This window comes from Acidovorax sp. sif1233 (assembly GCF_019218755.1).
Classification (GTDB): domain Bacteria; phylum Pseudomonadota; class Gammaproteobacteria; order Burkholderiales; family Burkholderiaceae_C; genus Acidovorax.
In genome coordinates this window covers 224,856-249,754 of the sequence record NZ_JAHUWZ010000006.1, presented here as the reverse complement: position 1 = coordinate 249,754, position 24,899 = coordinate 224,856, and the positions used below count along the sequence as shown (strand labels likewise).

21 protein-coding genes are annotated in these 24,899 nt (G+C 69.3%); 11 read left to right on the top strand and 10 right to left on the bottom strand.

Annotation, left to right across the window (positions count from 1 at the left end):
- The first annotated feature begins 234 nt into the window (after window positions 1-234).
- The 3 genes from KW843_RS20180 (at window position 235) to KW843_RS20170 (ending at window position 7,141) form a co-directional block, all read left to right on the top strand.
- Window positions 235-4,035 (top strand): DUF748 domain-containing protein, encoded by a 3,801-nt coding sequence (locus tag KW843_RS20180; protein ID WP_218296927.1) that lies wholly within the window; start codon window positions 235-237, stop codon window positions 4,033-4,035.
- Between the two features lie 204 nt (window positions 4,036-4,239).
- Window positions 4,240-6,480, top strand: coding sequence for a protein-disulfide reductase DsbD (locus KW843_RS20175; RefSeq protein ID WP_218296926.1), 2,241 nt, complete (start codon window positions 4,240-4,242; stop codon window positions 6,478-6,480).
- A gap of 55 nt (window positions 6,481-6,535) precedes the next feature.
- Complete coding sequence (locus KW843_RS20170; protein ID WP_218296925.1) at window positions 6,536-7,141, top strand: thioredoxin family protein; 606 nt, start codon at window positions 6,536-6,538, stop codon at window positions 7,139-7,141.
- 127 nt (window positions 7,142-7,268) lie between these two features.
- Here the strand turns inward: KW843_RS20170 and KW843_RS20165 are convergent, their stop codons facing one another.
- Window positions 7,269-7,619: a hypothetical protein gene (locus tag KW843_RS20165; RefSeq protein WP_218296924.1), complete on the bottom strand. Its 351-nt coding sequence runs from the start codon at window positions 7,617-7,619 to the stop codon at window positions 7,269-7,271.
- 91 nt (window positions 7,620-7,710) lie between these two features.
- Between KW843_RS20165 and KW843_RS20160 the strand changes: the two genes are divergently transcribed.
- From KW843_RS20160 to KW843_RS20150, 3 genes are read left to right on the top strand one after another with little or no spacing between them, the layout of a single operon-like run.
- On the top strand, window positions 7,711-8,226 hold the full coding sequence (locus KW843_RS20160) for a CoA-binding protein (RefSeq protein WP_218296923.1): 516 nt from the start codon (window positions 7,711-7,713) through the stop codon (window positions 8,224-8,226).
- Window positions 8,227-8,286: 60 nt separating this feature from the next.
- Window positions 8,287-9,606: an O-acetylhomoserine aminocarboxypropyltransferase/cysteine synthase family protein gene (locus KW843_RS20155; RefSeq protein WP_218296922.1), complete on the top strand. Its 1,320-nt coding sequence runs from the start codon at window positions 8,287-8,289 to the stop codon at window positions 9,604-9,606.
- Between the two features lie 14 nt (window positions 9,607-9,620).
- Window positions 9,621-10,076 carry a hypothetical protein gene (locus KW843_RS20150; RefSeq protein WP_218296921.1) on the top strand — a complete coding sequence of 152 codons (456 nt, stop codon included), beginning with the start codon at window positions 9,621-9,623 and terminating at the stop codon, window positions 10,074-10,076.
- Window positions 10,077-10,085: 9 nt separating this feature from the next.
- Here KW843_RS20150 and KW843_RS20145 read toward each other — a convergent pair whose 3' ends face one another.
- Complete coding sequence (locus tag KW843_RS20145; RefSeq protein WP_218296920.1) at window positions 10,086-10,892, bottom strand: IclR family transcriptional regulator; 807 nt, start codon at window positions 10,890-10,892, stop codon at window positions 10,086-10,088.
- Between the two features lie 143 nt (window positions 10,893-11,035).
- On the opposite strand from KW843_RS20145, the gene KW843_RS20140 reads away from it, so the two are divergent.
- The 4 genes from KW843_RS20140 to KW843_RS20125 all read left to right on the top strand — a co-directional run bounded on the left by KW843_RS20140 (window position 11,036) and on the right by KW843_RS20125 (window position 15,021).
- Window positions 11,036-11,995 (top strand): MBL fold metallo-hydrolase, encoded by a 960-nt coding sequence (locus KW843_RS20140; RefSeq protein ID WP_218296919.1) that lies wholly within the window; start codon window positions 11,036-11,038, stop codon window positions 11,993-11,995.
- Between the two features lie 26 nt (window positions 11,996-12,021).
- Window positions 12,022-13,674 (top strand): FAD-dependent oxidoreductase, encoded by a 1,653-nt coding sequence (locus tag KW843_RS20135; protein WP_218296918.1) that lies wholly within the window; start codon window positions 12,022-12,024, stop codon window positions 13,672-13,674.
- A gap of 14 nt (window positions 13,675-13,688) precedes the next feature.
- Entirely contained in the window at window positions 13,689-13,949 is a 261-nt protein-coding gene (locus KW843_RS20130; protein ID WP_218297010.1) for a DUF2783 domain-containing protein, read from the top strand.
- Window positions 13,950-14,052: 103 nt separating this feature from the next.
- A complete protein-coding gene (locus tag KW843_RS20125) occupies window positions 14,053-15,021 on the top strand; it encodes a tripartite tricarboxylate transporter substrate binding protein (protein ID WP_218296917.1) in 969 nt (322 codons plus the stop codon).
- Window positions 15,022-15,190: 169 nt separating this feature from the next.
- Here KW843_RS20125 and KW843_RS20120 read toward each other — a convergent pair whose 3' ends face one another.
- The 3 genes from KW843_RS20120 to KW843_RS20110 are packed head-to-tail and all read right to left on the bottom strand — an operon-like array spanning window position 15,191 to window position 16,920.
- Entirely contained in the window at window positions 15,191-15,772 is a 582-nt protein-coding gene (locus KW843_RS20120) for a DUF2062 domain-containing protein (protein WP_369643521.1), read from the bottom strand.
- Window positions 15,763-15,924, bottom strand: coding sequence for a hypothetical protein (locus KW843_RS20115; RefSeq protein WP_218296916.1), 162 nt, complete (start codon window positions 15,922-15,924; stop codon window positions 15,763-15,765). Before KW843_RS20115 ends, KW843_RS20120 begins: the two co-directional genes overlap by 10 nt.
- A gap of 15 nt (window positions 15,925-15,939) precedes the next feature.
- Window positions 15,940-16,920 carry a TerC family protein gene (locus tag KW843_RS20110; protein ID WP_218296915.1) on the bottom strand — a complete coding sequence of 327 codons (981 nt, stop codon included), beginning with the start codon at window positions 16,918-16,920 and terminating at the stop codon, window positions 15,940-15,942.
- Window positions 16,921-17,184: 264 nt separating this feature from the next.
- On the opposite strand from KW843_RS20110, the gene KW843_RS20105 reads away from it, so the two are divergent.
- Window positions 17,185-18,090 (top strand): LysR family transcriptional regulator, encoded by a 906-nt coding sequence (locus tag KW843_RS20105; protein WP_218296914.1) that lies wholly within the window; start codon window positions 17,185-17,187, stop codon window positions 18,088-18,090.
- Between the two features lie 393 nt (window positions 18,091-18,483).
- On the opposite strand, the gene KW843_RS20100 is transcribed toward KW843_RS20105, so the two are convergent.
- From KW843_RS20100 to KW843_RS20080, 5 genes are all read right to left on the bottom strand, one after another.
- Complete coding sequence (locus tag KW843_RS20100) at window positions 18,484-19,650, bottom strand: ABC transporter substrate-binding protein (protein ID WP_218296913.1); 1,167 nt, start codon at window positions 19,648-19,650, stop codon at window positions 18,484-18,486.
- 118 nt (window positions 19,651-19,768) lie between these two features.
- Entirely contained in the window at window positions 19,769-20,518 is a 750-nt protein-coding gene (locus tag KW843_RS20095; protein ID WP_218296912.1) for an ABC transporter ATP-binding protein, read from the bottom strand.
- Window positions 20,515-22,404 carry an ATP-binding cassette domain-containing protein gene (locus tag KW843_RS20090; protein WP_370627861.1) on the bottom strand — a complete coding sequence of 630 codons (1,890 nt, stop codon included), beginning with the start codon at window positions 22,402-22,404 and terminating at the stop codon, window positions 20,515-20,517. The genes KW843_RS20095 and KW843_RS20090 overlap by 4 nt, the downstream gene beginning before the upstream one ends.
- 20 nt (window positions 22,405-22,424) lie before the next feature.
- Window positions 22,425-23,453 (bottom strand): branched-chain amino acid ABC transporter permease, encoded by a 1,029-nt coding sequence (locus KW843_RS20085; RefSeq protein WP_218296910.1) that lies wholly within the window; start codon window positions 23,451-23,453, stop codon window positions 22,425-22,427.
- 234 nt (window positions 23,454-23,687) lie between these two features.
- Window positions 23,688-24,845 carry an ABC transporter substrate-binding protein gene (locus KW843_RS20080; protein ID WP_370627858.1) on the bottom strand — a complete coding sequence of 386 codons (1,158 nt, stop codon included), beginning with the start codon at window positions 24,843-24,845 and terminating at the stop codon, window positions 23,688-23,690.
- Window positions 24,846-24,899 lie beyond the last annotated feature (54 nt).

The following is a 24,899-nucleotide window of genomic DNA, read 5'->3' as shown; positions in this document are numbered from 1 at the left end:
TGAGTGCGCACCAAAAGACGTGGCACTTGGCCACCACCCGCAGGGTGGCACCGGGCTTTGCCCAGTGAGCCCACGCCCTGGCCACCCCCTCAAATGTCAACAATCTTGAGCCAGGGCGGTACCCCCGTTGCATTGGTTTACGCGGCCTGACGTACAACAGGGACAATAGCGGCCCGCGCACGCGGTCTTGCACCAGGCCTCCTGGGACGGCGGCGCTCACTTCTGCCTGCCGCCATGCCGTTTTCCCTGCGCTCCGTCACCCCTGCCTCCGTCCGCCAGCACCGCTGGTTCCGCCCCATCGTGCGCGCCGCCCTGGCCCTGGCCGGGCTGTGGCTGTTGACCTGGCTGGCCGTGCCGCCGCTGCTCAAGGGCCCGCTGGAGCGCGCGGCCACCGCGCAGCTGGGCCGTGCCGTGACGGTGGGCGCGATCGATTTCAAGCCCTGGACGCTGGAGCTGGCCCTGCGCGACGTGGCGGTGGCCGGCGCCGACGAGGGCGCGCCACCCCAGCTCACCATCGGCCGCATCTACGCCGACGGCGAACTGCAGTCACTGCTGCGCCTGGCGCCCGTGGTGGATGCCTTCACCGTGGAAAACCCCGTGCTGCGCCTCACGCACCGCGGCGATGGCCATTACGACGTGGACGACATCATCGCCAAGGTCACCGCGCCCACGAACGAGCCCGACACGGGGCCGGCGCGCCTGGCGCTCTACAACCTGGCGCTGACCGGCGGCAGCATCGACTTCACCGACAGCAGCGTGGGCAAGACCCACGAGGTGCGCGAGCTGGCGCTGCAGGTGCCGTTCGTGAGCACCCTTTCCAGCCAGCGCGACGTGAAGGTCGAGCCCCACCTGGCGTTCGTGCTGGGCGGCAGCCGCTTCGACTCCTCCGCCCAGGGCACCCCCTTCGCCCAGACCACCCATGCCGACGCGAACATCCGCTGGCAGGGACTGAATCTCGCGCCCTATCTGGGGTACCTGCCCGCGAGCCTGCCGGTCAAGGTGCAGGGCGCCACGCTGGATGTGGATGTGAAAGTGGCGTTCGAGCAGGCGCCCCGCATGGCCGTGAAGCTCAGCGGGACCGTCCAGGCACGCGATGTGCGCATGACCGACCGGGGCGGCCAGGACCTGCTGGCCTACGACGGGCTGAAGATCGACATGGCCGATGTGCGGCCGCTGGAACAGATCGTGCGCCTGAGCCATGTGGAGCTGACCGCGCCCGTGGTGACCGCCACGCGCAACGCGTCGGGCGACATCAACTGGGCCCAGCTGGCCCAGGCGCCGTCGGCCCCCGCGCAGGTCGCACAGGCCGCGCCGGCCAGCGCCGCGCGCGGGCCCGCCAGCTCCGAGGCAGCGCCCCCAACACCCGCCAGCGGCGCTGCACCGGGCCCCGCGCGCGCCAGGGCCGCAGCCCCCCGCGCGCCCGCGCCGTGGGAGGTGTCCGTCGCCAGCGCCGCGGTGCGGGGCGGCACCGTGCGCTGGGCCGACCAGGGCACGCGCCCTGCCGCCGCGCTGCAGGCCACCGACTTCACGCTGGACGCCGCCGGCATCGCCCTGCCCTTCACTGAATCGTCGAAGCCCTTCACCTTCAAGGGGGGCCTCAACGTGCAAGGCAGCGCCCTGGCCTTCGTGGGCGAAGCCACCGACCGGCGGGCGCAGACCACTGTCTCGGTCAACGCGCTGGCCCTGCAGCTGGCGGCCCCCTATCTGGCGCAGGCGCTGGAGCCGCAGGTGTCCGGACAGCTGACGGGCGACGTGGCCGTGCTGTGGGAGGCGCCCAGCCCCAAGGCCGCGCAGGCCGGCGCCACCGGCGTCACCCTGACGGCCGGCCCCCTGGCCCTGGAGCAACTGTCGGTGAAGCAGGGCAAGACCACGCTGGCCAGCCTGGGCAGGCTGGAGGTGCAGGGCGCCCAGGTGCCGCTGGATGCCCGCACGGTCACGCTGGAGAAGCTGACCCTCAGCCAGCCGCAGGCCACGGTGGACCGGGGCGCGGACGGGCGCTGGATGTTCGAGCGCTGGGCCAAGGGCGCCAGCCCGTCGCCCGCCCCCGCCAGCCCGCCCCCGGGCACCGCCGCGGCCGCCCCCTGGAAGCTGCGCGTGGCCGATTTCGCCGTGCAGGGGGGCGTGGTCTCCTTCGCCGACAACGCCCAGGCACGGCCCGTGGCCCTGGAAGTTTCCGCCCTGAACCTGAGCGCCAGGAACCTTGCCAGCGACGGCGCCAGGCCCGAGGCCTTCCAGCTCTCGGCGCGCGTGGCCGCGCCCGGCAAGGGTGGCGCCAGGGGCGCGGGCAAGCCCGAGGCAGGCCGGATCGACTACCAGGGCACCCTGGCCCTGCAGCCCCTGGCCGCGCAGGGCAAGCTCGACATCGCGCGGCTGCCGCTGCATGCGCTGGACGGCTACCTGGCCAGCCAGCTGTCGGTGGAGCTGCTGCGCGCGGACGTGGGTTTCCGGGGCCAGGTCGCGCTGGCGCAGAACGACAAGGGCACCAGCCTGCGCCTGGCGGGCGACGCCGCCGTCGACGAACTCAAGGCCAACAGCACGGCCGCCTCCACGCCCAAGACCGAGGCGCAGGTGGGCGAGGAACTGCTGGCCTGGAAAAGCCTGAGCCTGCGCGGCCTGTCCGTGGCCACGGCGCCGGGCACGGCGCCACGCGTGGAGGTCAAGGAGACCAGCCTGGTGGACTTCTTCGCGCGCATCACCGTGAACGAGGCCGGCCGCATCAACCTGAGCGACATCGCCAAGACCCCCGCCGAGGCGCAGGCCGCGAACGCCGCCAGCGCCGCAGCGAGCGGCCCCGCGGCCTCTGCCTCCGCCGCGGCCCCCGCCAGCGCCGCAGTGGCCCAGGCCGACCCGCTGGCCCCGGTGGTGCAGTTCGGGCCGGTGAGCCTGGTCAATGGCCGGGTGGCGTTCTCGGACTTCTTCATCCGGCCCAACTACTCGGCCGACCTCTCGGAGCTGACCGGCCGGCTCAGCGCGTTCTCTTCCGAGGCCCCGGGCGGCGAACCCATGCTGGCCGACCTGGAGCTGCGCGGCCGTGCCGAGGGCTCGGCGTCGCTGGAAGTCACCGGCAAGCTCAACCCGTTGGCCAAGCCCCTGGCGCTCGACATCGTGGGCAAGGTGCGCGACCTGGAGCTGCCGCCGCTCACGCCGTATGCGGTGAAGTACGCCGGACACGGCATCGAGCGCGGCAAGCTCAGCATGGACGTGAACTACAAGGTGCTGCCGAGCGGCCAGCTCACGGCCAGCAACCGGCTGGTGCTCAACCAGCTGACCTTTGGCGAGCCGGTGGAGGGTGCGCCCAACAGCCTGCCGGTGAAGCTGGCGGTGGCGCTGCTGGCCGACCGCGACGGCGTGATCGACCTGGACCTGCCCATCAGCGGCTCGCTGAACGACCCGCAGTTCCGCCTGGGCCCGGTGATCGGCCGGATCATCGTCAACCTCATCGGCAAGGCCCTCACCGCCCCCTTCAGCCTGCTGGCCAGCGCCTTTGGCGGCGGCAACGAGCTGAGCCACGTGGCCTTCGCGCCGGGCAGCGCCGCGCTCACGGCCGAGGCGAAACAGAATCTGGACAAGGTGGTGAAGGCGCTGACCGACCGGCCGGCCCTCAAGATCACCGTGACCGGCATGGCGAGCCTCAAGGACGAGCGCGAAGGCCTGCAGCGCGAACGCCTGCAGCAGCTGGTGGCCGCCGAAAAGCGCCGTGCGGGCGGGGGCGACACGGCAGCGCCCGTGTCGGCGGCCGAGTACCCCGCCCTGCTCAAGGAGGTGTACCGCCGCGCCGACATCCCCAAGCCGCGCAACCTGGTGGGCCTGGCCAAGGACCTCACGGTGCCCGAGATGGAAACCCTGCTGATCACCAGCCAGAGCGCCACCGACGCGATGGCCGCCGAACTCGCGCAGGAACGCGGCCAGGCGATCCGGGCCTATCTGGTGGCGCAGAAGCTGCCCGCCGAACGGCTGTTCGTGGCCGCGCCCAAGTCGGGCAGCCAGCCCGACAAGTGGACACCGCGTGCGGAACTGAGCCTGAACACCCAGTAGCCCCCGTGCCGCCACGAGACGCGGCGGCTCTTCGGGGCGGTCCCCGGCGCCTCCTGCCGGAGCTGCTGCGCCCGTTTCCCCAGGGGGCCCGCGGGGCGCGCCCCGTTCCAGAGGGAGGGCGGTCCCGCGCACAATGGCGGATTCACTGAATGGACGGCCGGGCGCCGGAACCAACGGCGCCGCGCCTGCTCCCACACTGCAACCATGCCCCAACGCCTGCTCCACCGCCTTGCGGTCACTCTGCTTTTCATAGCTGCCAGCGCTGTATGGACAAGCGCTAGCGCCCAATTCAGCCCCAAAACCAGCGGCCAGGGCACGAGCGTGGTCACCACGCCGTATGTGCGGGCCGAGCTGATGGCCCATGCCCCCCAGGGCGTGGCGCCCGGCCAGCCGCTGTGGCTGGGCCTCTCGATCACCCACCAGCCCGAGTGGCATACCTACTGGAAGAACCCCGGCGACTCCGGCCTGCCCACCGACCTGGCCTGGACGCTGCCCGCCGGCCTGGACGCGGGCGAGATCGCCTGGCCCCTGCCCCGCAAGATCCCCATCGGCACCCTGGCCAACTACGGCTATGAAGGCACGGTGCTGCTGCCCGTGCCCGTCACGGTGGCCGGCAGCTTTGCCGCCGGGCCGCTCGCCAGGGACGCCACGATCAAGCTGCGCGCCTCCTGGCTGGTCTGCCGCAAGGAGTGCATCCCCGAAGAGGGCGAATTCACGCTGCAGCTGCCCCTGCGCAGCACCACGGCCCTGAACGGCGCCGCGTTCGAGGCGGCCGCCCAGGCGCAGCCCCGGCCCGTGCTGGCGGGCACCGGCGGCATCGTGCCGGACAGCCAGGCGCAGATTTCCGACGGCAATGCGCTGCAGGTCAGCGTGCAGGGCCTGCCCGTGGCGCTGCGGGGCAAGACGCTGGACCTGTTCCCCGAAACCGCCGAGGTCATCGACAACGCCGCCAGTTGGAAGCAGGCCTGGAACGGCACCGTCTGGACCGCGCAGATTCCCCTGTCTGCCCAGCGCAGCAACAGCCCCACGCTGATGCCCGTGGTGCTGGCCGAGCAGATGGCCGCGCACGCCACCGGCCCCGACACCCGCACCGGCTACCGGGCCGAGCTCAAGGTGCTGGGCACCTGGCCCCCCGCGGCCTCGGTGGCCAGCGTGTCGCCCGCCTTGGAGGCCGCGCTCAAGGCCAATGCAGCGCAAGCGGGAGGAGCGGCAGCGTCGGCCGCAGGCTCCGGCGCATCGTCCCTCACCCTCGCGGCGGCGCTGCTGGGTGCCTTGCTCGGCGGCCTCATCCTCAACCTCATGCCCTGCGTGTTCCCGGTGCTGGCGATCAAGGTGGTGGGCTTCACCCGGCACGCGCAGGACCGCCGCGCGCACCGGCTCAGCGGCATGGCCTACGCGGCGGGCGTGGTGCTGTCGTTCATGCTGCTCGGCGCGCTCATGCTGGGCCTGCGCGCGGCGGGCGAGGCCATTGGCTGGGGCTTTCAGCTGCAGTCGCCGGCCGTGGTGGCCTCGCTGGCGGCGCTGTTCACGCTGATCGCGCTCAACCTGGCAGGCGTGTTCGAGTTCGGGCAGTTCCTGCCGTCCTCGGTGGCCAGCCTGCAGGCGCGCCACCCGGTGGCCGACAGCTTCCTGACCGGCGTGCTGGCCGTGGCCGTGGCATCACCCTGCACCGCACCATTCATGGGCGCATCGCTGGGCCTCACGGCCACCCTGCCCGCGCCGCAGGCGCTGGCCGTGTTCGCAGCGCTGGGCCTGGGCCTGGCGCTGCCGTTTCTGGCCGCGAGTTTCATCCCCGCCGTGGCCCGCGCGCTGCCGCGCCCCGGCGCGTGGATGGACACCTTCCGCAAGCTCATGGCCTTCCCCATGCTGGCCACCGTGGTCTGGCTGGTGTGGGTGCTGGGCCAGCAAAGCGGCATCGACGGCGCCGGTGCGCTGCTGATCCTGCTGGTGGGGCTGTCGCTGGTGGTGTGGGCGCTGTCGCTGGCGGGCCGCGCGCGCGTGTGGATGGCCAGTGTGTCCATCGCGGCGATGGCCTTGCTGGTCTGGGCCTTTGCGCCGCATATCACCACCATGCCCGCCACGCAGGCCGCCCCGCAGGTTTCCGCCAACGGCTGGCAGCCCTGGGCACCCGGCGCGGCCGAGCAGATCGTGGCCACGGGCCGCCCCGTGTTCGTGGACTTCACCGCCGCATGGTGCGTGACCTGCCAATACAACAAGAAGACCACGCTGGCCGACGCCGACGTGATCGCCGACCTGCAGGCCAGGAACGTGGCCCTGCTGCGCGCGGACTGGACGCGCCGCGACCCCGACATCACCGCCGCGCTGGCGGCGCTGGGCCGCAGCGGCGTGCCCGTGTATGTGTTCTACCGGCCCGGCAAGCCGCCCGTGGTGCTGACCGAGGTGCTCAGCGTGGACGAGGTGCGCTCCACCATTGCCCAGTTGTAGAGGTTTTCACCCCGTTTCTTTTCCATCGACAGCCAACCCTTCAGGAGAGTCCGCCATGAAGATGCTTCGCCGTACGTTGATTGCCACCGCCGCGCTGGTGGCGCTGGGTGCCCAGGCCGCCGCGACCGTGGGCCAGCCCGCCCCGGACTTCACGCTCAAGGACGCCGCCGGCAAGACGGTGCGCCTGTCGGACTTCAGGGGCAAACATGTGGTGCTGGAGTGGACCAATCCCGGCTGCCCCTTCGTGCGCAAGCACTACGACAGCGGCAACATGCCCGCCACGCAGAAGCACGCCACCGGCCAGAACGTGGTGTGGCTGGCGGTCAATTCCACCGAGAAGGCCAGCAGCGACTACCTGGAGCCCGCCAAACTCACGGCCTGGCTCGCCGAACGCAAGGCCGTGCCCACCGCCGTGCTCATGGACGAGGAAGGCACCGTGGGCAAAAGCTATGGCGCGCGCACCACGCCGCACCTGTACATCGTCAACCCGCAGGGCGTGCTGGTCTATGCGGGCGGCATCGACAGCATCCCCTCGGCCCGCCCGGCCGACATCGAGAAGGCCACCAACTATGTGAAGGTGGGGCTGGCCGAGGCGCTGGCGGGCAAGCCCATCACGGCGGCGACGACCGCGCCGTATGGCTGCAGCATCAAGTACAAGTAGGAAGCCCCCCTGAGGCGCTGCGCGCCTTCCCCCGGCGGGGGACGCCACCGGTGGCCTGGCGGAGCCAGTTCCACGGTGGCACTGGTGTGGGGAGCGCGCCAGTTTTTACGAGTGTGGCGGGCTCGGCTCAGCGCGCCACGCAGTTCACGCGCAGCACACGGGGCGCCTGGAAGAACATCGTGTTGCCCTGGCCACGGATGTAGGTGCCACCGTCGCCGTACCCAAAGCCGGTGACCACACGCTCAGGCTGCAGCGGCACGGTGCGGCCGTTGATCTCCAGCAGCGCCGGGCCATCGGGCTGGGCGGGCCAGTGCACCACCAGCATGGGGCCACGGTCACAGGCGTAGGTCGTGACACGCTGGACCTTGGGGACATCGGGCGCGCGGGGCGGCGTGCAGGCGCTCAGGGCAACGGTGGACAGGACAACGGCGGCGGCCACAAGGCCAGTGGCGCGGCGAGCGCGTGGGGGGTTCTGCACGGGATCTCCTCGGAATCTGGGGCGGGGCCACAGTGTGGATGGACAACGGTGCTCTGGCGCCGCAGCAGTCCGTCCCCATACACTGCCATGTATGACACGCACGCCCGACACCATCAGCACCCTGCGCGATATTCTGACGCACTGCCGCACCCTTGCGGTGGTGGGACTGTCGCCCCAATGGCACAGGCCCAGCTATTTCGCGGCCAAGTACATGCAGGCGCATGGCTACCGCATCGTGCCGGTGAATCCGCTCGTCGCGCGCGAGGGCGGGCAGATTCTGGGGGAGACGGCCTACGCCAGCGTGGCCGATGCCGCCCGGGCGCTCGCGGCCCGGGGCGAACGCATCGACATGGTGGACTGCTTTCGCAAGAGCGAGGACATCCCCCCGCTGGCCGAGGAGGCGATCGCCATCGGTGCGCGCTGCCTGTGGCTGCAGCTGGGCGTGTTCAACGAGGCCGCCCGCCTGCGGGCGGAAGCCGCCGGGCTGCAGGTGGTCGAAAACCGCTGCGTGAAGATCGAGCACGCGCGGCTGTTTGGCGGCCTGGGCTGGATGGGCGTGAACACGCGCGTCATCAGCGCCAAGCGCCTGCGGCAACTGCCTTACTAGCAAATTCATAGCAGTCAGCGCTTTCCCATCAAGCGCTTGCGGCCAATTTCATTCAAGACCATGTCCTCATCAGACCACCCCTCCGGCGCCGACCGCGACTTCGGCTTCGGCACCCGCGCCATCCACGCCGGCGCCCAGCCCGACCCCGTGACCGGCGCACGCGCCACGCCGATCCACCAGACGACCAGCTTCGTGTTCGACAACGCCGAACACGCGAGCAGCCTGTTCAACCTGCAGACCTTCGGCAACGTCTACAGCCGCATCAGCAACCCTACGGTGGCCGTGTTCGAGGAGCGCATCGCCAGCCTGGAGAACGGCCGCGCGGCGCTGGCCTGCGCCAGCGGCATGGCCGCGCAGATGGCGGCGCTGCTGGCCATCCTGAAGACCGGCGACCACATCGTGGCGGCCAGCACGCTCTATGGCGGCACGGTGGGCCAGCTCGGCGTGGGCTTTGGCCGCCTCGGCATCGAGACCACGTTCGTGGACCCGGCCGACCCCGAGAACTTTGCCCGCGCCATGCGCCCCCACACCCGCGCCGTGTACGGCGAGACCATCGGCAACCCGCTGGTCAACGTGCTCGACATCGCGGCCGTGGCCGAGGTGGCGCATGCGCACGGCGTGCCGCTCATCATCGACAACACGGTGGCCAGCCCCTACCTGTGCAACCCGCTGGCCCTGGGCGCCGACATCGTGGTGCACAGCGCCACCAAGTACATCGGCGGCCACGGCACGACCATGGGCGGCGTGGTGGTGGAGGGCGGCAAGTTCCCGTGGGACAACGGCAAGTTCCCCGAGATGGTGGAGCCCAGCCGCGCCTACCACGGCGTGAAGTTCTATGAGACCTTCGGCGACTTCGGCTACACCATGAAGGCGCGCATGGAGGTCAACCGCACCTTCGGTGGCGTGCTCTCGCCCATGAACGCATGGCAGCTGCTGCAGGGCGCCGAGACGCTGCACCTGCGCATGCGCGAGCACTGCCGCAATGCGCTGGCCGTGGCGAAGTTTCTGCAAGGCCATCCGCAGGTGGCGTGGGTCAACTACCCGGGTCTGGCGGATTCGCCGTACTTCGATCTGGCGCAAAAGCAGTTCCGCGCCGTGGACGGTACGCCCGGGGCCTCGGGCATCCTCACGTTTGGCGTGAAGGGCGGCGCGGCGGCGGGCGAGAAGTTCATCGACGCCTGCGAGTTCCTGAGCCACCTGGCCAACATCGGCGACGCCAAGACGCTGGTGATCCACCCCGCCTCCACCACCCACCGCCAGCTGAGCGAAGAAGAGCTGGCCCGCGCGGGCGTGAGCGCGGACATGGTGCGGCTGTCCGTGGGGATCGAGGATGTGGACGACATCCTGTGGGATATCGACCAGGCGCTGGGGCGGACTTGATTGGCGAACAAGCCATGAACTTGATCTTGGAAGATTGCGCGCAGATTCCTTACTTCACCAACATGCGCTGGGTGCTCGATGCGCTGGAGCTGAACGCTGGCGACTTTGACTGGTTCGTCAGCGACATAGAGCACACGGGCGGCGACGCCTTTTGTGCCGAAGACCACTGGATTTCAGGCAACGATCTAGAACGAGCCCTCCGCGACAATGACATTCAATTCATCTGGGCCGTATTCAGTGCAATCCCCAAAGGCGGCCCTCGGCCGGTGATCCACGAGCCACCCTACGCGGATGGCAATACAGCTTTTTGGAGCGATCCATCTCTACGCCCACAACTCACCGAAGCGCTCTTTGAAGTGGTGTGCTGGGACAGCAGCGCCACCATCCTGGTGGGACTTCCTGAAGCAGCACTGCGCCAGTTTTGCCATCGGTTCCCGGATGCCAAGGAGCTGAGAGCAACTCAAAGCTAATCCACCAATTCAGCGCGCTATCGGCGCCCCCAGCCGCTGCGACAGGCCGCGCGCCGCCTCGCGCAGGTGCCGGGCGGCCTCGCTGTCCGGCCCCGTGTGCAGCGTGGCGCTGGGGCCGATGGTGGCCAGGCACAGCACCAGTTGCCCAAAGCCGTCGAACACCGGCGTGGCCAGCGCGCTGATGCCCGGTAGCAACTGGTCCGTGACCTTGCCGACCTGCTCGCGGCGCACGGCCGCCAGTTCGGCCGCGAACGCGGGTTCATCCAGCGCGCCCGCGAACCCTTCGGCCGCCAAGGCTGCGGCGGCGCGTTCGCGCGACCCGAAGGCCGCGAACACCTTGCCCGTGGCCGTGTGGCGCACCGAGGCCGTGGTGCCGTGGCGCATGGCCACGTACACGGCCGTGGGGCCTTCCTCGACGCGGATGATGGTCGGGCCGCTGTCGCCCCACACCGAGGCCGACACGGTGTAGCCGATGCGCTGGGCCAGCGCGGGCAGCTCGGCGATGGCCAGGCGCACCGGGTCCACCTGCTGCAGGCTGATCAGGCCCAGCTGCATGGCCAAGGGGCCCAGGCCGTAGTGGCCGCTCACGGCGTCCTGCTCGATCAGGCCCAGCTTGCCAAAACTCACCAGGTAGGGATGGGCCTTGGCGGCCGTCATGTCCGCCGCGCGGGCCAGGTCCTTGAGCGCCATGCGCCGGCCGGTGCGCGCCAGCACCTTCAGCAACTGCCCACCCACCTCCACGCTCTGGATGCCGCGCGGGCTGCGGGGCGTGTCTTCGTCATCGGCAAGGGGCAGGTCGGGGGTCGTGATGGGCATGGGCCCGATTGTCCACGCCTGGCGGCAAGGCACGCCTCTTCGGGTTTTCACCTAAACAAATGCATTAGACATGAACGAATTTCTTGCCTAACATCAACACATTCCGTTTAGATAAACGCATTCATCATTAACAAATCTCCACCATGAGCACCGTCAAAACCTTTGCCTCCGCCGCCGACCTCGAAGTGAAGAAGGTGAGCTTCGACAAGCTCTCCGACCACGCCTATGCCTACACCGCCGAGGGCGACCCCAACACCGGCATCATCATTGGCGACGACGCCGTGATGGTCATCGACACGCAGGCCACGCCGGTGATGGCGCAGGACGTGATCCGCCGCATCCGCGAAGTCACCGACAAGCCCATCAAGTACGTGCTGCTCTCCCACTACCACGCCGTGCGCGTGCTGGGTGCCAGCGCCTACGGCGCCGAGCACATCATCGCCAGCGAGGACACGCGCGACCTGATCGTGGAGCGCGGCCAGTTCGACAAGGACAGCGAGATCGGCCGCTTTCCGCGCCTGTTCCAGAACGTGGAGAGCGTGCCCGAGGGCCTGACCTGGCCGACCATGACCTTCAACAAGAAGATGACCTTGTGGCTGGGCAGCGTGGAAGTGCAGATCCTGCAACTGGGCCGGGGCCACACCAAGGGCGACACGGTGGCCTGGCTGCCGCAGGAAAAAATCCTCTTTTCCGGAGACCTGGTGGAGTTCGACGCCACGCCGTATGCGGGCGATGCGTACTTCCAGGACTGGCCGCAGACCCTGGACAACCTGGCCGCCCTGAAGCCCGAGAAGCTGGTGCCCGGCCGGGGCGCCGCGCTCCAGACGCCCGAGCAGGTGCAGGCGGGTCTGGCGGGCACGCGCGCCTTCATCAGCGACCTGTACGAAAGCGTCAAGGCCAGCGCCGCCCAAGGCGAGGACCTGCGCAAGGTGTACGAGGCCACCTTCGCGAAGCTGCAACCCAAGTACGGCCACTGGGTGATCTTCAACCACTGCATGCCGTTCGACGTGACCCGCGCCTACGACGAGGCCACGCAGTACCCCGACCCGCGCATCTGGACGGCCGAGCGCGACATTCAGATGTGGAAATCTCTGGAAGGCTGAGCCACTGAGGCTGGAGGAGACAAAAAATGAACCCCAGAGACATTCCTGCCGAGGCGTTCCACGCGAGCGGCCCGGACGTGCAGGCCATCGATTTCGGCTACGTGCGCTCACCCGACCAGGACAGCGCCGCGCCCGCGCCGCACCCCATCGTGGTCGTGGGCGCGGGCCCCGTGGGCCTGTCGCTCGCCATCGACCTGGCCCAGCGCGGCCAGCGCGTGGTGGTGCTGGACAACGACCACAAGCTCTCCATCGGCTCGCGCGCCATCTGCTTCGCCAAGCGCACGCTCGAAATCTGGGACCGCCTGGGCGTGGGCCAGCGCATGGTGGACAAGGGCGTGTCGTGGAACGTGGGCAAGGTGTTCCTCAAGGACGAGCAGCTCTACGAATTCAACCTGCTGCCCGAAGAAGGCCACGAGCGCCCCGCGTTCATCAACCTGCAGCAGTACTACGCCGAGGCCTACCTGGTGGAGCGCGCGCTGCAGCTGCCCGGCATCGACATCCGCTGGCACAACAAGGTGACCGCCGTGGCCGCACGCAACGACAGCGCCCTGCTCAGCATCGACACGCCAGAAGGCCCCTACCAGGTGGATGCGCAATGGGTGGCCGCCTGCGACGGCTCGCGTTCGCCCCTGCGCCAGATGATGGGACTGGAAAGCAAGGGCCGCATCTTCCAGGACCGGTTCCTGATCGCCGACGTGAAGCTGGCGGGCGATGCGGACTTCCCGACCGAGCGCTGGTTCTGGTTCGACCCGCCCTTTCACCCCGGCCAAAGCGTGCTGCTGCACCGCCAGCCGGACAACGTGTGGCGCATCGACTTCCAGCTGGGCTGGGACGCCGACCCGGAAGAAGAAAAGAAGCCCGGGAACATCATCCCGCGCGTGCAGGCGCTGCTGGGCGCGGATGCGCAGTTCGAGCTGGACTGGGCGAGTGTCTACACCTTTGCCTGCCTGCGCATGGACCAGTTCGTGCACGGCCGCGTGGTCTTCGCGGGCGACAGCGCGCATGGCGTCTCGCCCTTTGGCGCACGCGGCGCCAACAGCGGCGTGCAGGATGCCGAGAACCTGGCCTGGAAGCTGGACTGGGTGCTCAAGGGCCGGGTGGGCCCTGCCCTGCTGGCCACCTACGGGCCCGAGCGCGAATACGCGGCGGACGAGAACCTGTGCAACTCCACGCGCGCCACCGACTTCATCACGCCCAAGAGCGAGGTGAGCCGCCTGTTCCGCGATGCCGCGCTGCACCTGGCGCGCGAGCATGCGTTTGCGCGCCGCATCGTCAACAGCGGACGCCTGTCGGTGCCGGCCACGCTGCACCAGTCGCCGCTGAACACGCCAGACGCCGACACCTTCGCGGGCACGCAGGTGCCCGGTGCGGTGCTGCTCGACGCTCCCCTGACAAAACAGGGCCGCCCCACGTGGCTGCTGCGCGAGCTGGGGCCGGACTTCACGCTGCTGGTGTTTGGCCCCGCCCCCACCTGGGCCCGGGACCTGGCCCATGTGCGGGTGCTGCAGATCGGCATCGACGTGATCGACCACCAGGCGCTGGCCGCGCAGCGGCTCGATGCCCAGCCACGCACCGTGTACCTCGTGCGCCCCGACCAGCATGTGTGCGCACGTTGGCGCACCCCCACCGAAGCGGCGGTGCGTGCCGCCCTGGCCCACGCCACGGCGCCGGCCCCCTGACAAGGAACACCTTCATCATGCTCAACACCCAGCCCCACCTGCAGGCCTGCGACGATTTCTACGAGGCGCTGATCGCTGCGCACCAGGGCCTGTCCACGCCCGAGAGCCACGCCATGAACGCCCGCCTCGTGCTGCTGCTGGCCAACCACATCGGCGACCAGGCCACGCTGCTGCATGCCCTGCAGCTGGCGCGCGGCGCCGCGATGCCACTGGCAGACCGGCGCGCCACCCAGGCCATCACGCCCGTGGTGCCCACGCACGCCCTGGCGGCCTAGCCGCGCCCCCGCACCCCATCCGCCCCCCGGGGCTTGGCACCGCACGGACGGTGCAAGCCCCGGCTTTGCCCAATTCTTTTGACGACACCCCGGAGACGACACCATGCTGCGCAAACACTTCCTCGCCACCCTTGCCGGGCTGGCCCTGGCCACCACCCTCCCCCAGGCCCATGCCCAGGACACCAAGCCGCTGGAATGGGTGGTGGGCTATGCCGCCGGCGGCGGCTCGGACATCGTCGCGCGCACCATCGCCGAGTCGATGTCGGCCACGCTGGGCCGCCCCATCGTCATCAACAACAAGCCCGGCGCGGGCACCAACATCGCGGCCGAGTACAGCGCGCGCAACAAGGACTTCGGCAACCTGATCTTCTCGGCCGACTTCGCCACGCTGGCGGCCAACCCGTTCCTGTTCAGCAAGCTGAGCTACAACGCCGAGAAGGACTTCCAGCCCGTGGGCCTGCTGGTGCGCTTCCCCATGTTCCTCGTGGTGTCCAACAACGTGCCCGCCAGGAACCTCAAGGAGTTCATGGCCTGGGCCAAGGGCCTGCCCGACGGCGTGAACTGGGCCTCGGCCGGGCCCGGCAGCCCGCACCACCTAGTGGGCGAGCTGTTCCGCGAGCAAAGCGGCCTCAGGCTCACGCACGTGCCCTACCGGGGTGCGGCACCGGCCATCCAGGACGTGATCGGCGGCCAGGTCCCGGCCATGTGGATCGACAGCGCCACCGTGTACCCGTTCCTTGCCGCCGGCAAGGTCAAGGCCATCGGCGTGGCCAGCCCGCAGCGCGTGGGCACCATGCCCGACGTGGCCACCATTGCCGAACAGGGCCTGCAGGGCTTCGAGGGCTTTGCGTGGCAGGGGCTGGTCGCCCCCCATGGCACCTCGGCCGAGGCGGTGGCCCAGTTCAGCAAGGCCCTTCAAACCGCCCTTGCCGACACCCGCACGCGTGCGCGCCTGCAGGCCCTGGGTGTCGAACCCTTGCCCGGCACCGCCGCGCAGATGGGGAGCTTCGCGCGCGCCGAACGCGAGAAGTGGGGGCGTGTGATCACCAAGGTGGGCGTCAAGCTGGACTGAGCCCCCTGAGCGGCTGCGCCGCTTCCCCCTCAGGGGGACGCCACCCGCGGCCTGGCCAAGCCAGTCCCGCGGTGGCACTGGCGATAGCAGCGCGCCGGTTTCGCTGCCCGTGGACTCCAGGATCTGCGGGATTTCGCGCTTCGGAAAGCGAGCAGCGCCGATTCGTCCGTTACGCGGCGGCTGAGCGGCAGCGCGCCAGCCGGCGCTTGCGCTGCAGGGCGGGGGCCAGCCACAGCACCTGCACCACGGCGTAACCCAGCGCCGCGAGCAGCAATCCCAGCGTGGGCAGGCCGACCAGCAGTGGCGTGCCCAGGGCCTGGATCCAGGCCGCCATCGCCTGCACGGAGAAATCGCCGCCCGGCGCCACGCTGCTCCATGGCGGCAGGGTTTGCGTGCCGGGCATCACCAGCGCGCCCAGGTAGAAGGCCAGGGCATACAGCGGCACGGTGGTGAACGGGTTGGTATAGAAGGTGGCCACGCCGCCCGCCACCACGTTGCCGCGCAGCCACGCGCACACCAGCAGGGTGCCGGGGATCTGCAGCGGGCCGGGAATGAGCCCGCAGAACATGCCGGCCGCCACACCGCGCGCCAGCGGCTGGCGCTGAAAGCGGAACAGCTCGCGCCGCTCCAGCCAGGGCCGCAAGCGGGCGAGCCAGCCCCGGTCCAGGTGCACGCGGGCCCGGGGTTCCAGGCCGCGCAGCCAGCGGCGCAGGGTGCACAGCATCTGCATCACCACCCTGATCAGCTCCACGCCAGGGCCGCGGCCGTGCCGGCGCCCCACAGGGCGGCAAGGCCCGCCAGCAGGCGCACGTCCCGCCGCTCATTGCCGGCGCGGTACGCCGTCACCGTCGCCCCCACCAGGCCCACCAGCACACAGAGCATGATGGCATCGAGCAATTGCATGGTCTCCTACTCCCTTCAGTCCTTGGATGGCGATGCCAGGGGCTTGTGGGCGCCCGGGGCCGAGTTGCGCAGCGACAGGAAGATCGAACCCGCGATCAGCGATGCCGTGACCAGCAGCGCGTAGCCGATCGGAATCTTCACGAGGTCGATGAGCAGCATCTTGCCGCCGATGAACACCAGCACCAGGGCCAGGCCATAGGCCAGCAGGTGGAAGCGGTCGGCCAGGTCCGCCAGCAGGAAGTACAGCGCACGCAGGCCCAGGATGGCGAAGATGTTGGCCGTGAGCACGATGAACGGGTCGCTGGTGATGGCGAAGATGGCCGGGATGCTGTCCACCGCGAAGATGATGTCGGTGGTGCCGATGAGCACCAGCACCACGAACAGCGGGGTGTAGTGCTTGACGCCCTGGACCAGCGTGGAGAGCTTTTCGCCGTCGAACTGGTCGGTGATGCGGATGCGCTTCTTCAGCAACCTGAGCACGGGGTTGGTCGCGATGTCGGGCTCCTGCCCGGCCGCGAACCACATCTTGGCGCCCGTAACCACGAGGAACGCGCCGAACACGTACAGCAGCCAGTGGAAGGTGGCCAGCAGCCAGGCGCCTGCCAGGATGAGCAGCGTGCGCAGCACGATCGCGCCGATGATGCCGATGATGAGCGCGCGCTTCTGGTACTGCGGCGGCACGGCGAAATAGCTGAACAGCATCAGGAACACAAAGATGTTGTCCACCGAGAGGCTTTTTTCCACCAGGTAGCCGGTGATGAACTGCATCGACACCGTGTTGGCCACCTCGCGGCCCTGGCTGCCGTCCAGGTACCACCAGAGGATGCCCACGAACACGAAGGCCAGCGAGAACCACAGCAGGCTCCAGCGCACGGCCTCCTTCATCGTGACCTTGTGCGCGCCCTGGCGCTCCATCACCAGCAGGTCGATGCCGATGGCCACCACCACGAAGACGGCAAAGCCCGCCCACATCCACCAGGTTCCGATCGTTTCCATGAAGTCTTGCTCCTTCGCGCGACGGCGTCAGCGCCGCGAACGCGGCAGGGGTGGCAGGCCCGGGGTCGGGGCGGACAGGGGAAGGGGTGCGGCGTGGCGCATGGGTTCTCTCCGGTGCAATGGGTTGGCATTCAGGACAAGCCCGCACTGTAGGGATGCTTTTGCATCTTAAAAACCTGCCTTCACGGTACTATTTGTTCGGTTTTTACGAACCAACCAGTTCCTGCACCGATACCCCTTCAACGCACTGGGATACGCAAGACCATGAGCCAGAGCTTCAACTACCGCCACCTGTACTACTTCTGGGTGGTCGCCAAGGAGGGCGGCATCGCGCGCGCCGCCGAGCGGCTGGACATGGCCGTGCAGACCATCAGCGCGCAGGTGCGCTCCCTTGAGCAGGCCCTGGGAACCAGCCTGCTGCGCACCGAGGGGCGCAGCCTGGTGCTCACCGAGGCCGGCGTGGCCGCGCTGCACGAGGCCGACCACATCTTTGCCCTGGGCGAGCAGCTGACCCACCGCGTGCGCGAGGCCGCCAGCGGCCAGACGCTGCGGCTGAACCTGGGCATCTCGGACGGCATCGCCAAGCTGGCCATGCACCGGCTGCTCACGCCCGTGCTCGACGAGCCCCACCTGCGCCTGCTGTGCCACGAGGGGGAGTTCCAGCCGCTGCTCGGCGAGCTCGCGCTGCACAAGCTCGACGCGGTGCTGGCCGACCGCGCCGCGCCGCCCAACCCGGCCCTCAAGACCACCAGCCAGCTGCTGGGCACGAGCGCCGTGGCCTGGTATGCCCCACCCGTGTGGGCCGAGGCGGCGGCGCGGCAGTTTCCGCAGAGCCTGGCCGTGGTGCCCGTGCTGCTGCCCACGGACCATGCGGCCATGCGTGCGCGCATCGACCACTGGCTGGAGCGCGAACGCATCCGCCCACGCATTGCGGGCGAGTTCGAGGACAGCGCCCTGCTCAGCACCTTTGCCGCCACGGGCATGGGTGTGATGCCGGCCCCCGTGTCGGTGGGCGCGCACCTGCAACAAACCCATGGGCTGGTGCAGGTGGGCGCCACGCCCGACGTGCAGGAGCAGTTCCACCTGATCTACAACGCGCGCAAGGTCATGCACCCGCTGCTCACGCGCCTGCTGGAGTCCTCCGAGGGCGGCGCGCTGCTGAACTCCTGAGCAGCGGGCCCCGCCTCGGAGCGGCTCAAAAGCTCAGCGAAGCGGTTCTGGCTAGGCGCTGTGTCGCAGGCAGTCGGAGCCCGTCCACGGCCTTTTACGGGGTTGCGTTGCCTCCTCCGGGAGGATCAGGCAAGGCGCCCACCGCAGATGGACGCATGTCCATCAAGGATGGGCAACGCCGCATGGGCCTGCCGGAGGTGGCAACCCGAAGGGCATGCAGCCCACGCCCCACCCCTCGTCGTTGCCCACCTTGCCCATGCCACCGGCATGGGCAGCGGCGCGCGCCTAGACGGACGCACCGTGGACTGCATGCGCATCCCCGTAAAAGGCCGTGGACAGGCTCTAGTACGACAAGACGCAGCAACGACGCCCAGAAGAGTTTTTGAGTCGCTCCTACTTCGTGAACCGGCCGTCGCGGCCCATCATGAGCAGATCCACGAACTTGCCCGAACTGTGCTGCGTGGCCGACAGCTCCACGGGGTAGCCGCCCAGGTTCACGCTCTTCATCGACTCCATGGCCTGCACCAGCCCTGCGCGCGTGGGCTTGGCACCGGCGCGCTGCAGCGCCTCGACCAGGAAGCGGGCGGAGATGAATCCCTCCATCTGGCTGAAGGTGTACTCGGTGATGCCCTTGGCCTTGGCCAGGGTCTGGAACTCGCGAGAGATCGGCATGCTCTGGTTCCACGGCGAGGGCACGACCTGCGACACCACCACGCCCCGCGCGCGCTCGCCCAGCGCCTTGACCAGCTGGGCGTTGCTGATCACCGAGAGCATGTAGAAGGTGGAGCGGTGCCCGGCCGCCAGGTAGGCATCGACGAAATCCACGCTGGGCTTGCCCGCGCTGATGACGATGATGGCCTGGGGCGTGGCCTTGGCCACCGAGGTCACGGCGTCCGCCATCTTCGAGCCATCCACCTCCAGCGGGGCCTGGGCCACGAGTTCCACCTTGTGGTTCTTGACCGACTTCTCGACCGAGGCCAGCCCGCCCGTGCCGAAGGGGTTGTTGAGGTAGACCGCCGCGATGCGCGCGATGCCCACCGAGGCCAGTTGCTTCACGGTGGCATCGAGCTCGGTCGCATAGCCTGCCTTGATGTTGAACACGTAGCGGCTGCTGGCCTGGCGCAGGCCGTCGGAGCCCGTGAACGGCGCGATGAAGGGCACGCCGCGCTCCTCGGCGATCGGCAGGGCGGCCAGCGCGGGCGGGGTGCCCGCGTACTGGAACAGCGCGAGCACCTTGTCCTCGTCGATCAGCTTCTTCGTGTTCTCGGCGGCCTTCTTGGGGTCGTAGGCATCGTCGATGGCGACCACGCGGATCTTGCGGCCGCGCACGCCGCCCGAGGCATTCACATGGTCGAAATACAGGGCCGCGCCCTGGCGCACCTCGCTGGTCAGCGCCGCGAGCGGGCCGCTCAGCTGGCAGGACTGGCCGATCACGATCTCGCTGTCGGTCACGCCCGCGCCGTCCTGGGCCCAGGCCGTGCCCGCCAGCCCCGCGGCCAATGCCCCACCCGAACGCAAAAACGCCCTGCGTGCCAACCCTGGCTGAACGCCTGTCTTCATGCTTTGTCTCCTGTCGTATTCATGGATCTTCACAACGCAAAAGCCCTTCCGCAGCCCCAAGGCCTGCGAAAGGGCGAAACAGGACGGTCGCTGCGCTGCGCGGCGGTCCTCGGGACGCTCAATGGGCTTCGGCCCGGGCGTGCGCCGCCCCTCCCATGCCCAGGTAGGTGTCGATGATGCGGCAGTCGTTGAGCAGGTCCTGCGCGGCGCCCGTGAGCGCCACGGCGCCCATCTCCAGCACATAGGCGCGGTCGGCCACGCGCAAGGCGGCGCGGGCGTTCTGCTCCACCAGCAGCACCGACACGCCATGCTGGCGCAGCGAGGACACCACCTGCAGCACCTCGCGCACGATCAGCGGCGCCAGACCCAGCGAGGGCTCGTCGAGCATCAACAGGCGCGGGCGGGCCATCAGCGCACGGCCGATGGCCAGCATCTGCCGCTCCCCGCCCGAGAGCGTGGAGGCCAGCTGCACGCGGCGCTCGCGCAGGCGCGGGAAGATGCCGAACACCTCTTCCATGCGCTGCGCCTGGTCGCGCTGGCCCTTGCGCCAGCGCGAGAAGCCACCGAGCAGCAGGTTGTCCTCCACCGACATCTCGCCAAAGAGTTCGCGCTTTTCGGGCACCAGGGCCACGCCGCGCGCCACCATGGCTTCCACGCTGGGGCGGGCGATGCGCTCGCCGGCCAGGGTGATGGAGCCGGTGGCAGGCAGCAGGCCCATGGCCGCGCACAGCAGCGTGGTCTTGCCGGCGCCGTTGGGGCCGATGACGGTGACGATCTCGCCCTCGTTCACATCGAGCCGGACCTGGTGGACGGCCTCCACGGGGCCGTACGACACGGAGAGGTCCTGCAGTTGCAACAAGGCGGTCATGCGCGGGCTCCTTCGGTGGCGGCAGCGGCGGGCAGGTCGTCGTCGGCACCGCCCAGGTAGGCATCGAGCACGCGCTGGTTGCTCTGCACCTGGGCAGGCGTGCCCTCGGCGATCACGGTGCCGAACTCCAGCACGGTGATGCGGTCGGCCAGGTTCATCACGAACTCCATGTCGTGCTCCACCACCAGGATGCCCAGGCCCTCGGCGCGCAGTTGGCGCAGCAGGTCGGCCAGGGCCTTCTTTTCCAGGTGGCGCAGGCCGGCGGCGGGTTCGTCGAGCAGCAGGATGGCCGGCTGGCCGGCCAGGGCACGCGCGATCTCGACGATGCGCTGCTGCCCCAGGGCCAGCGAGGCGGCGGGCGCGTCGGCATGGGCACCCAGGCCGCAGCGCTCGATCTGGCGGCGGGCCTCGGCCAGCAGGGCGGCTTCCTCGGCGCGGTCCAGGCGCAGCATCGAGGCGATCCAGCCGCGGTGGGCGCGCTGGTGCGCGCCCAGGGCGACGTTCTCGACCACGCTGCGCTGGCCCAAGAGGCGCACGTGCTGGAAGGTGCGCGCCATGCCCAGGCGGGCAAAGGCGCGCGAGGGGCGGCGCAGCATGGCCTGGTCCACCAGGCGCACCTCGCCCTCGGTGGCGTCGTCCACGCCCGAAATCATGTTGAAGAAGGTGCTCTTGCCGGCGCCGTTGGGCCCGATCAGCGCGTGCACCTCGCCGGCCTTCACGTCCATGGAGACATTGTTGTTGGCGACCAGGCCGCCGAAGCGCTTGGTCACGTTGCGTGCCTGCAGCAGCACCGTGCCGGGCGCGGGCAAGGTACGCTGGCCCAGCTGTGCAGCCTCGCGCACCGCGCGCGGCGCCTCGCGGCGCAGCCAGCGCTCGCTCAGGCGGTTCAGCGTGGGCCACAGGCCGTCGGCAAAGCGCTGCAGCACGAAGACCATGAGCAGGCCGAAGACGATGACCTCGAAGTTGCCGCTGGTGCCCAGCAGCGAGGGCAGCACGTCCTGCAGCTTTTCCTTGAGCAGGGTGATGAGGGTGGCGCCCAGCACCGCGCCCCAGAGGTGGCCGGCGCCACCGACCACGGCCATGAACAGGTACTCGATGCCGATGTTGAGGTTGAACGGCGTGGGGCTGACAAAGCGCTGCAGGTGCGCATACAGCCAGCCCGAGATCGCCGCCAGCAGCGCCGCCAGCACGAAGAGCTTGATGCGGTAGCGCGCCGTGTCCACGCCCATGGACTCGGCCATCACCCGCCCGCCCTTGAGCGCGCGGATGGCGCGGCCCTCGCGCGAGTCGAGCAGGTTGTGCAGCAGCCACAGCGACACCAGCAGCACCGCCCAGATCAGCACGCCGATGGCGCGCGGCGAGGCCAGCGAGAAGCCCGCCACGACGAGCGGCGGCACGCCGGTGATGCCGGTCTGCCCCCCCAGGAATTCCATGTTGCCGAACAGGTAGTACAGCGACAGGCCCCAGGCGATGGTGCACAGCGGCAGGTAGTGGCCCGACAGCTTGAGCGTGACCGAGCCCAGGCCCCAGGCCACCGCGAAGGTGATCACAAGGCCCAGCACCAGCCCCACCCAGGGCAGGCCGGCCATGCCGACCAGGCCCGAGAGCGCCTGCACCGACGCGGGCGCCGTGCAGATCCAGGCCGTGGCATAGGCCCCGACGCCCACGAAGGCCGCCTGGCCGAAGGAGGTCATGCCGCCCACGCCGGTGAGCATGACCAGGCCCGCCGCGACGATGGCGTACAGGCCGATGTAGCTGAGCACGACCACGGTGAAGTCGGGCAGGAAGCCCCAGCACAGGGCCAGCAGCGCCACGGCCGCCAGCGTCAGCTGGGTGCGCGTGGCGATGCCGCGCGATGTGCCTGCATCGTGTGTGCCGGCACCCATGTCTGTCTTGACGGGCGCGGTCATTCCTCATCCTCCACATGGCGGCTGTTGAGCGAGCGCCACCACAGCACGGGAACGATCAGCGTGAACACGAGAACCTCCTTGTAGGCACTGGCCCAGAACGATGCAAAGGCCTCCAGCTGGCCCACGATCAGCGCCCCGAGCAGCGCCATGGGGTAGCTGCCCAGGCCGCCCACGATGGCCGCGACGAAGCCCTTGAGGCCGATCAGGAAACCCGTGTCGTAGTACACGGTGGTGAGCGGGGCGATCAAGAGGCCCGAGACCGCACCGATCAGCGCGGCCAGGGCGAAGCTCACGTCGCCCGAGAGTTCGGTGGGAATGCCCATGAGGCGCGCCCCCACGCGGTTGAGGGCCGTGGCGCGCAGCGCCTTGCCCACCATGGAGCGACCGAAGAACAGGAACAGCAGCATCACCAGCGCCAGCGTGACGCCCAGCACCACCAGCGACTGGCCCGAGACGGGGATGCCCCCGAGGTCGAAGCGCGCCTCGGAGAACGGTGGCGTGCGCGACCCTTCGGCACCGAAGAACAGCAGGCCCAGGCCCACCAGCACGCCATGCAGCGCCACCGAGACGATGAGCAGCATCAGCACCGTGGCATCGGCCAGCGGGCGATACGCCAGGCGGTACAGCAGCGGCCCCATGGGCGTGATGAGGATCAGCGTGGTGAGCGCCTGCATGCCCAGCGAGGTGGGGCGCAGCCCCAGGATCAGCGCCGTGGCCAGCAGCGGCAGCACCAGGCACCAGACCACGGTGGCAGGCCAGTTCACCGGGCTGCCGCGCTGAAAGCGCACCACCTCCACCACCAGCACCACGGCGGCCATGCCCAGCAATAGCCACAGCGTGGCGGGAATGCGCCCGCCCTGCATCATGGCCATGGTCAGCGCCCCGAAGGCCACGAACTCGCCCTGGGGGATGAAGATCACCCGGGTCACGGAAAAAACCAGCACCAGCGCCAGCGCCATCAGTCCGTAGATGGCGCCATTGACAATGCCGTCCTGCCCCAGCAGCAGGGCAATCTGCAAATCCATATTCAGCTTTCTTTGAGAAGCAGGTCGACCAGCGCTTACTACCAATTTAATAGCTGCCAGCGCTTTACCAGTAAGCTCCAGAGGCCATTTTCATGGCATTTCCAGACAGCTCTTCGCCGAAGAGACGGACACCATGAAACCGGCGCGCCCCAGACCAGCGCCACCGTGGAACCGGCTTCGCCAGGCCACGGGTGGCGTCCCCTTGGAGGGGAAGGCGCGCAGCGCCTCAGGGGGTCAGGGAATGTATTTCCAGGTCCCGTTCTCGATCTTGACCATCACGCGGGCGCGCTGGTCCAGGCCCAGGTGGTCGTTCTCGGACATGTTGAAGATGCCGTGCGCGCCGGGCACTTCCTTGATCTGCTCCAGCGCATCGCGCAGGGCCGTGCGGAATTCCACGGTGCCGGGCTTGGCCTTCTTCAGGGCCACGGGCACGGCGGCGGCCATCAGCACGCCGGCATCCCAGCCATGGGCGCCGAAGGTGGAAACGCTGTCCTTGCCGTGGGCAGCCTCATAGGCGGCCACGTAGGCGCTGGCCGACTTCTTCACCGGGTGCGAGGCGGGCAGCTGCGAAGCCACGAGCACCGGGCCGGAGGGCAGGAAGGTGCCTTCCACGTCCTTGCCGCCCACGCGCAGGAAGTCGGCATTGGCCACGCCGTGGGTCTGGTAGACCTTGCCGGTGAAGCCGCGCTCCTTGAGCGCCTTCTGGGGCAATGCGGCCGGCGTGCCGGAGCCGGCGATGAGCACGGCGTCGGGCTTGGCCGAGATCATCTTCAGCGTCTGGCCCGTCACCGAGGTGTCGGTGCGCGCATAGCGCTCGTTGGCCACGATCTGGATCTTCTTGATGGCGGCGGCCTTGCCGAACTCCTGGTACCAGCCTTCGCCGTAGGCGTCGGCAAAGCCGATGAAGGCCACGGTCTTCACGCCGGCGTTGGCCATGTGGTCCACGATGGCCAGCGACATCATGATGTCGTTCTGCGGGGTCTTGAAGACCCACTTCTTCTTGGCGTCCATGGGCTCGACGATGCGCGCCGAGGCGGCCATGGAGATCATGGGCGTCTGCGCCTCGGCGACCACGTCGATCATGGCCAGGGAATTGGGCGTGGTGCTCGACCCGAGGATGATGTCGACCTTGCTTTCGCTGATCAGCTTGCGCGTGTTGCCCACGGCGGTGGTCGTGTCCGACGCGTCGTCGAGCACGATGTAGTTGACCTTCTGGCCGCCGATGGTGCGCGGCATCAGGGCGATGGTGTTCTTCTCGGGAATGCCCAGCGAGGCGGCCGGGCCGGTGGCCGACACCGTGACACCGACGGTGATGTCGGCCAGGGCAGCGCCGCAGGCCATGGCGGCGGCTGCGGCCACGAGCGCGAGTTGTGCGAAGCGGGTCTTTTTCATGCGTTTGTCTCCTGTGGAAAAGAAAGGATGGTGTTGTCAGCGCAGGCAAGCAAG

Bases quoted from the DNA above. Each gene is read 5' to 3' on its own strand.
- KW843_RS20170 (WP_218296925.1), top strand. From the start codon at position 6,536: ATGAAGATGCTTCGCCGTACGTTGATTGCCACCGCCGCGCTGGTGGCG.
- KW843_RS20180 (WP_218296927.1), top strand. From the start codon at position 235: ATGCCGTTTTCCCTGCGCTCCGTCACCCCTGCCTCCGTCCGCCAGCAC.
- KW843_RS20175 (WP_218296926.1), top strand. From the start codon at position 4,240: ATGCCCCAACGCCTGCTCCACCGCCTTGCGGTCACTCTGCTTTTCATA.
- KW843_RS20080 (WP_370627858.1), bottom strand. From the start codon at position 24,845: ATGAAAAAGACCCGCTTCGCACAACTCGCGCTCGTGGCCGCAGCCGCC.
- KW843_RS20140 (WP_218296919.1), top strand. From the start codon at position 11,036: ATGAGCACCGTCAAAACCTTTGCCTCCGCCGCCGACCTCGAAGTGAAG.
- KW843_RS20115 (WP_218296916.1), bottom strand. From the start codon at position 15,924: ATGCAATTGCTCGATGCCATCATGCTCTGTGTGCTGGTGGGCCTGGTG.
- KW843_RS20155 (WP_218296922.1), top strand. From the start codon at position 8,287: ATGTCCTCATCAGACCACCCCTCCGGCGCCGACCGCGACTTCGGCTTC.
- KW843_RS20135 (WP_218296918.1), top strand. From the start codon at position 12,022: ATGAACCCCAGAGACATTCCTGCCGAGGCGTTCCACGCGAGCGGCCCG.
- KW843_RS20085 (WP_218296910.1), bottom strand. From the start codon at position 23,453: ATGGATTTGCAGATTGCCCTGCTGCTGGGGCAGGACGGCATTGTCAAT.
- KW843_RS20095 (WP_218296912.1), bottom strand. From the start codon at position 20,518: ATGACCGCCTTGTTGCAACTGCAGGACCTCTCCGTGTCGTACGGCCCC.
- KW843_RS20145 (WP_218296920.1), bottom strand. From the start codon at position 10,892: ATGCCCATCACGACCCCCGACCTGCCCCTTGCCGATGACGAAGACACG.
- KW843_RS20125 (WP_218296917.1), top strand. From the start codon at position 14,053: ATGCTGCGCAAACACTTCCTCGCCACCCTTGCCGGGCTGGCCCTGGCC.
- KW843_RS20150 (WP_218296921.1), top strand. From the start codon at position 9,621: ATGAACTTGATCTTGGAAGATTGCGCGCAGATTCCTTACTTCACCAAC.
- KW843_RS20160 (WP_218296923.1), top strand. From the start codon at position 7,711: ATGACACGCACGCCCGACACCATCAGCACCCTGCGCGATATTCTGACG.
- KW843_RS20090 (WP_370627861.1), bottom strand. From the start codon at position 22,404: ATGGGTGCCGGCACACACGATGCAGGCACATCGCGCGGCATCGCCACG.
- KW843_RS20110 (WP_218296915.1), bottom strand. From the start codon at position 16,920: ATGGAAACGATCGGAACCTGGTGGATGTGGGCGGGCTTTGCCGTCTTC.
- KW843_RS20105 (WP_218296914.1), top strand. From the start codon at position 17,185: ATGAGCCAGAGCTTCAACTACCGCCACCTGTACTACTTCTGGGTGGTC.
- KW843_RS20100 (WP_218296913.1), bottom strand. From the start codon at position 19,650: ATGAAGACAGGCGTTCAGCCAGGGTTGGCACGCAGGGCGTTTTTGCGT.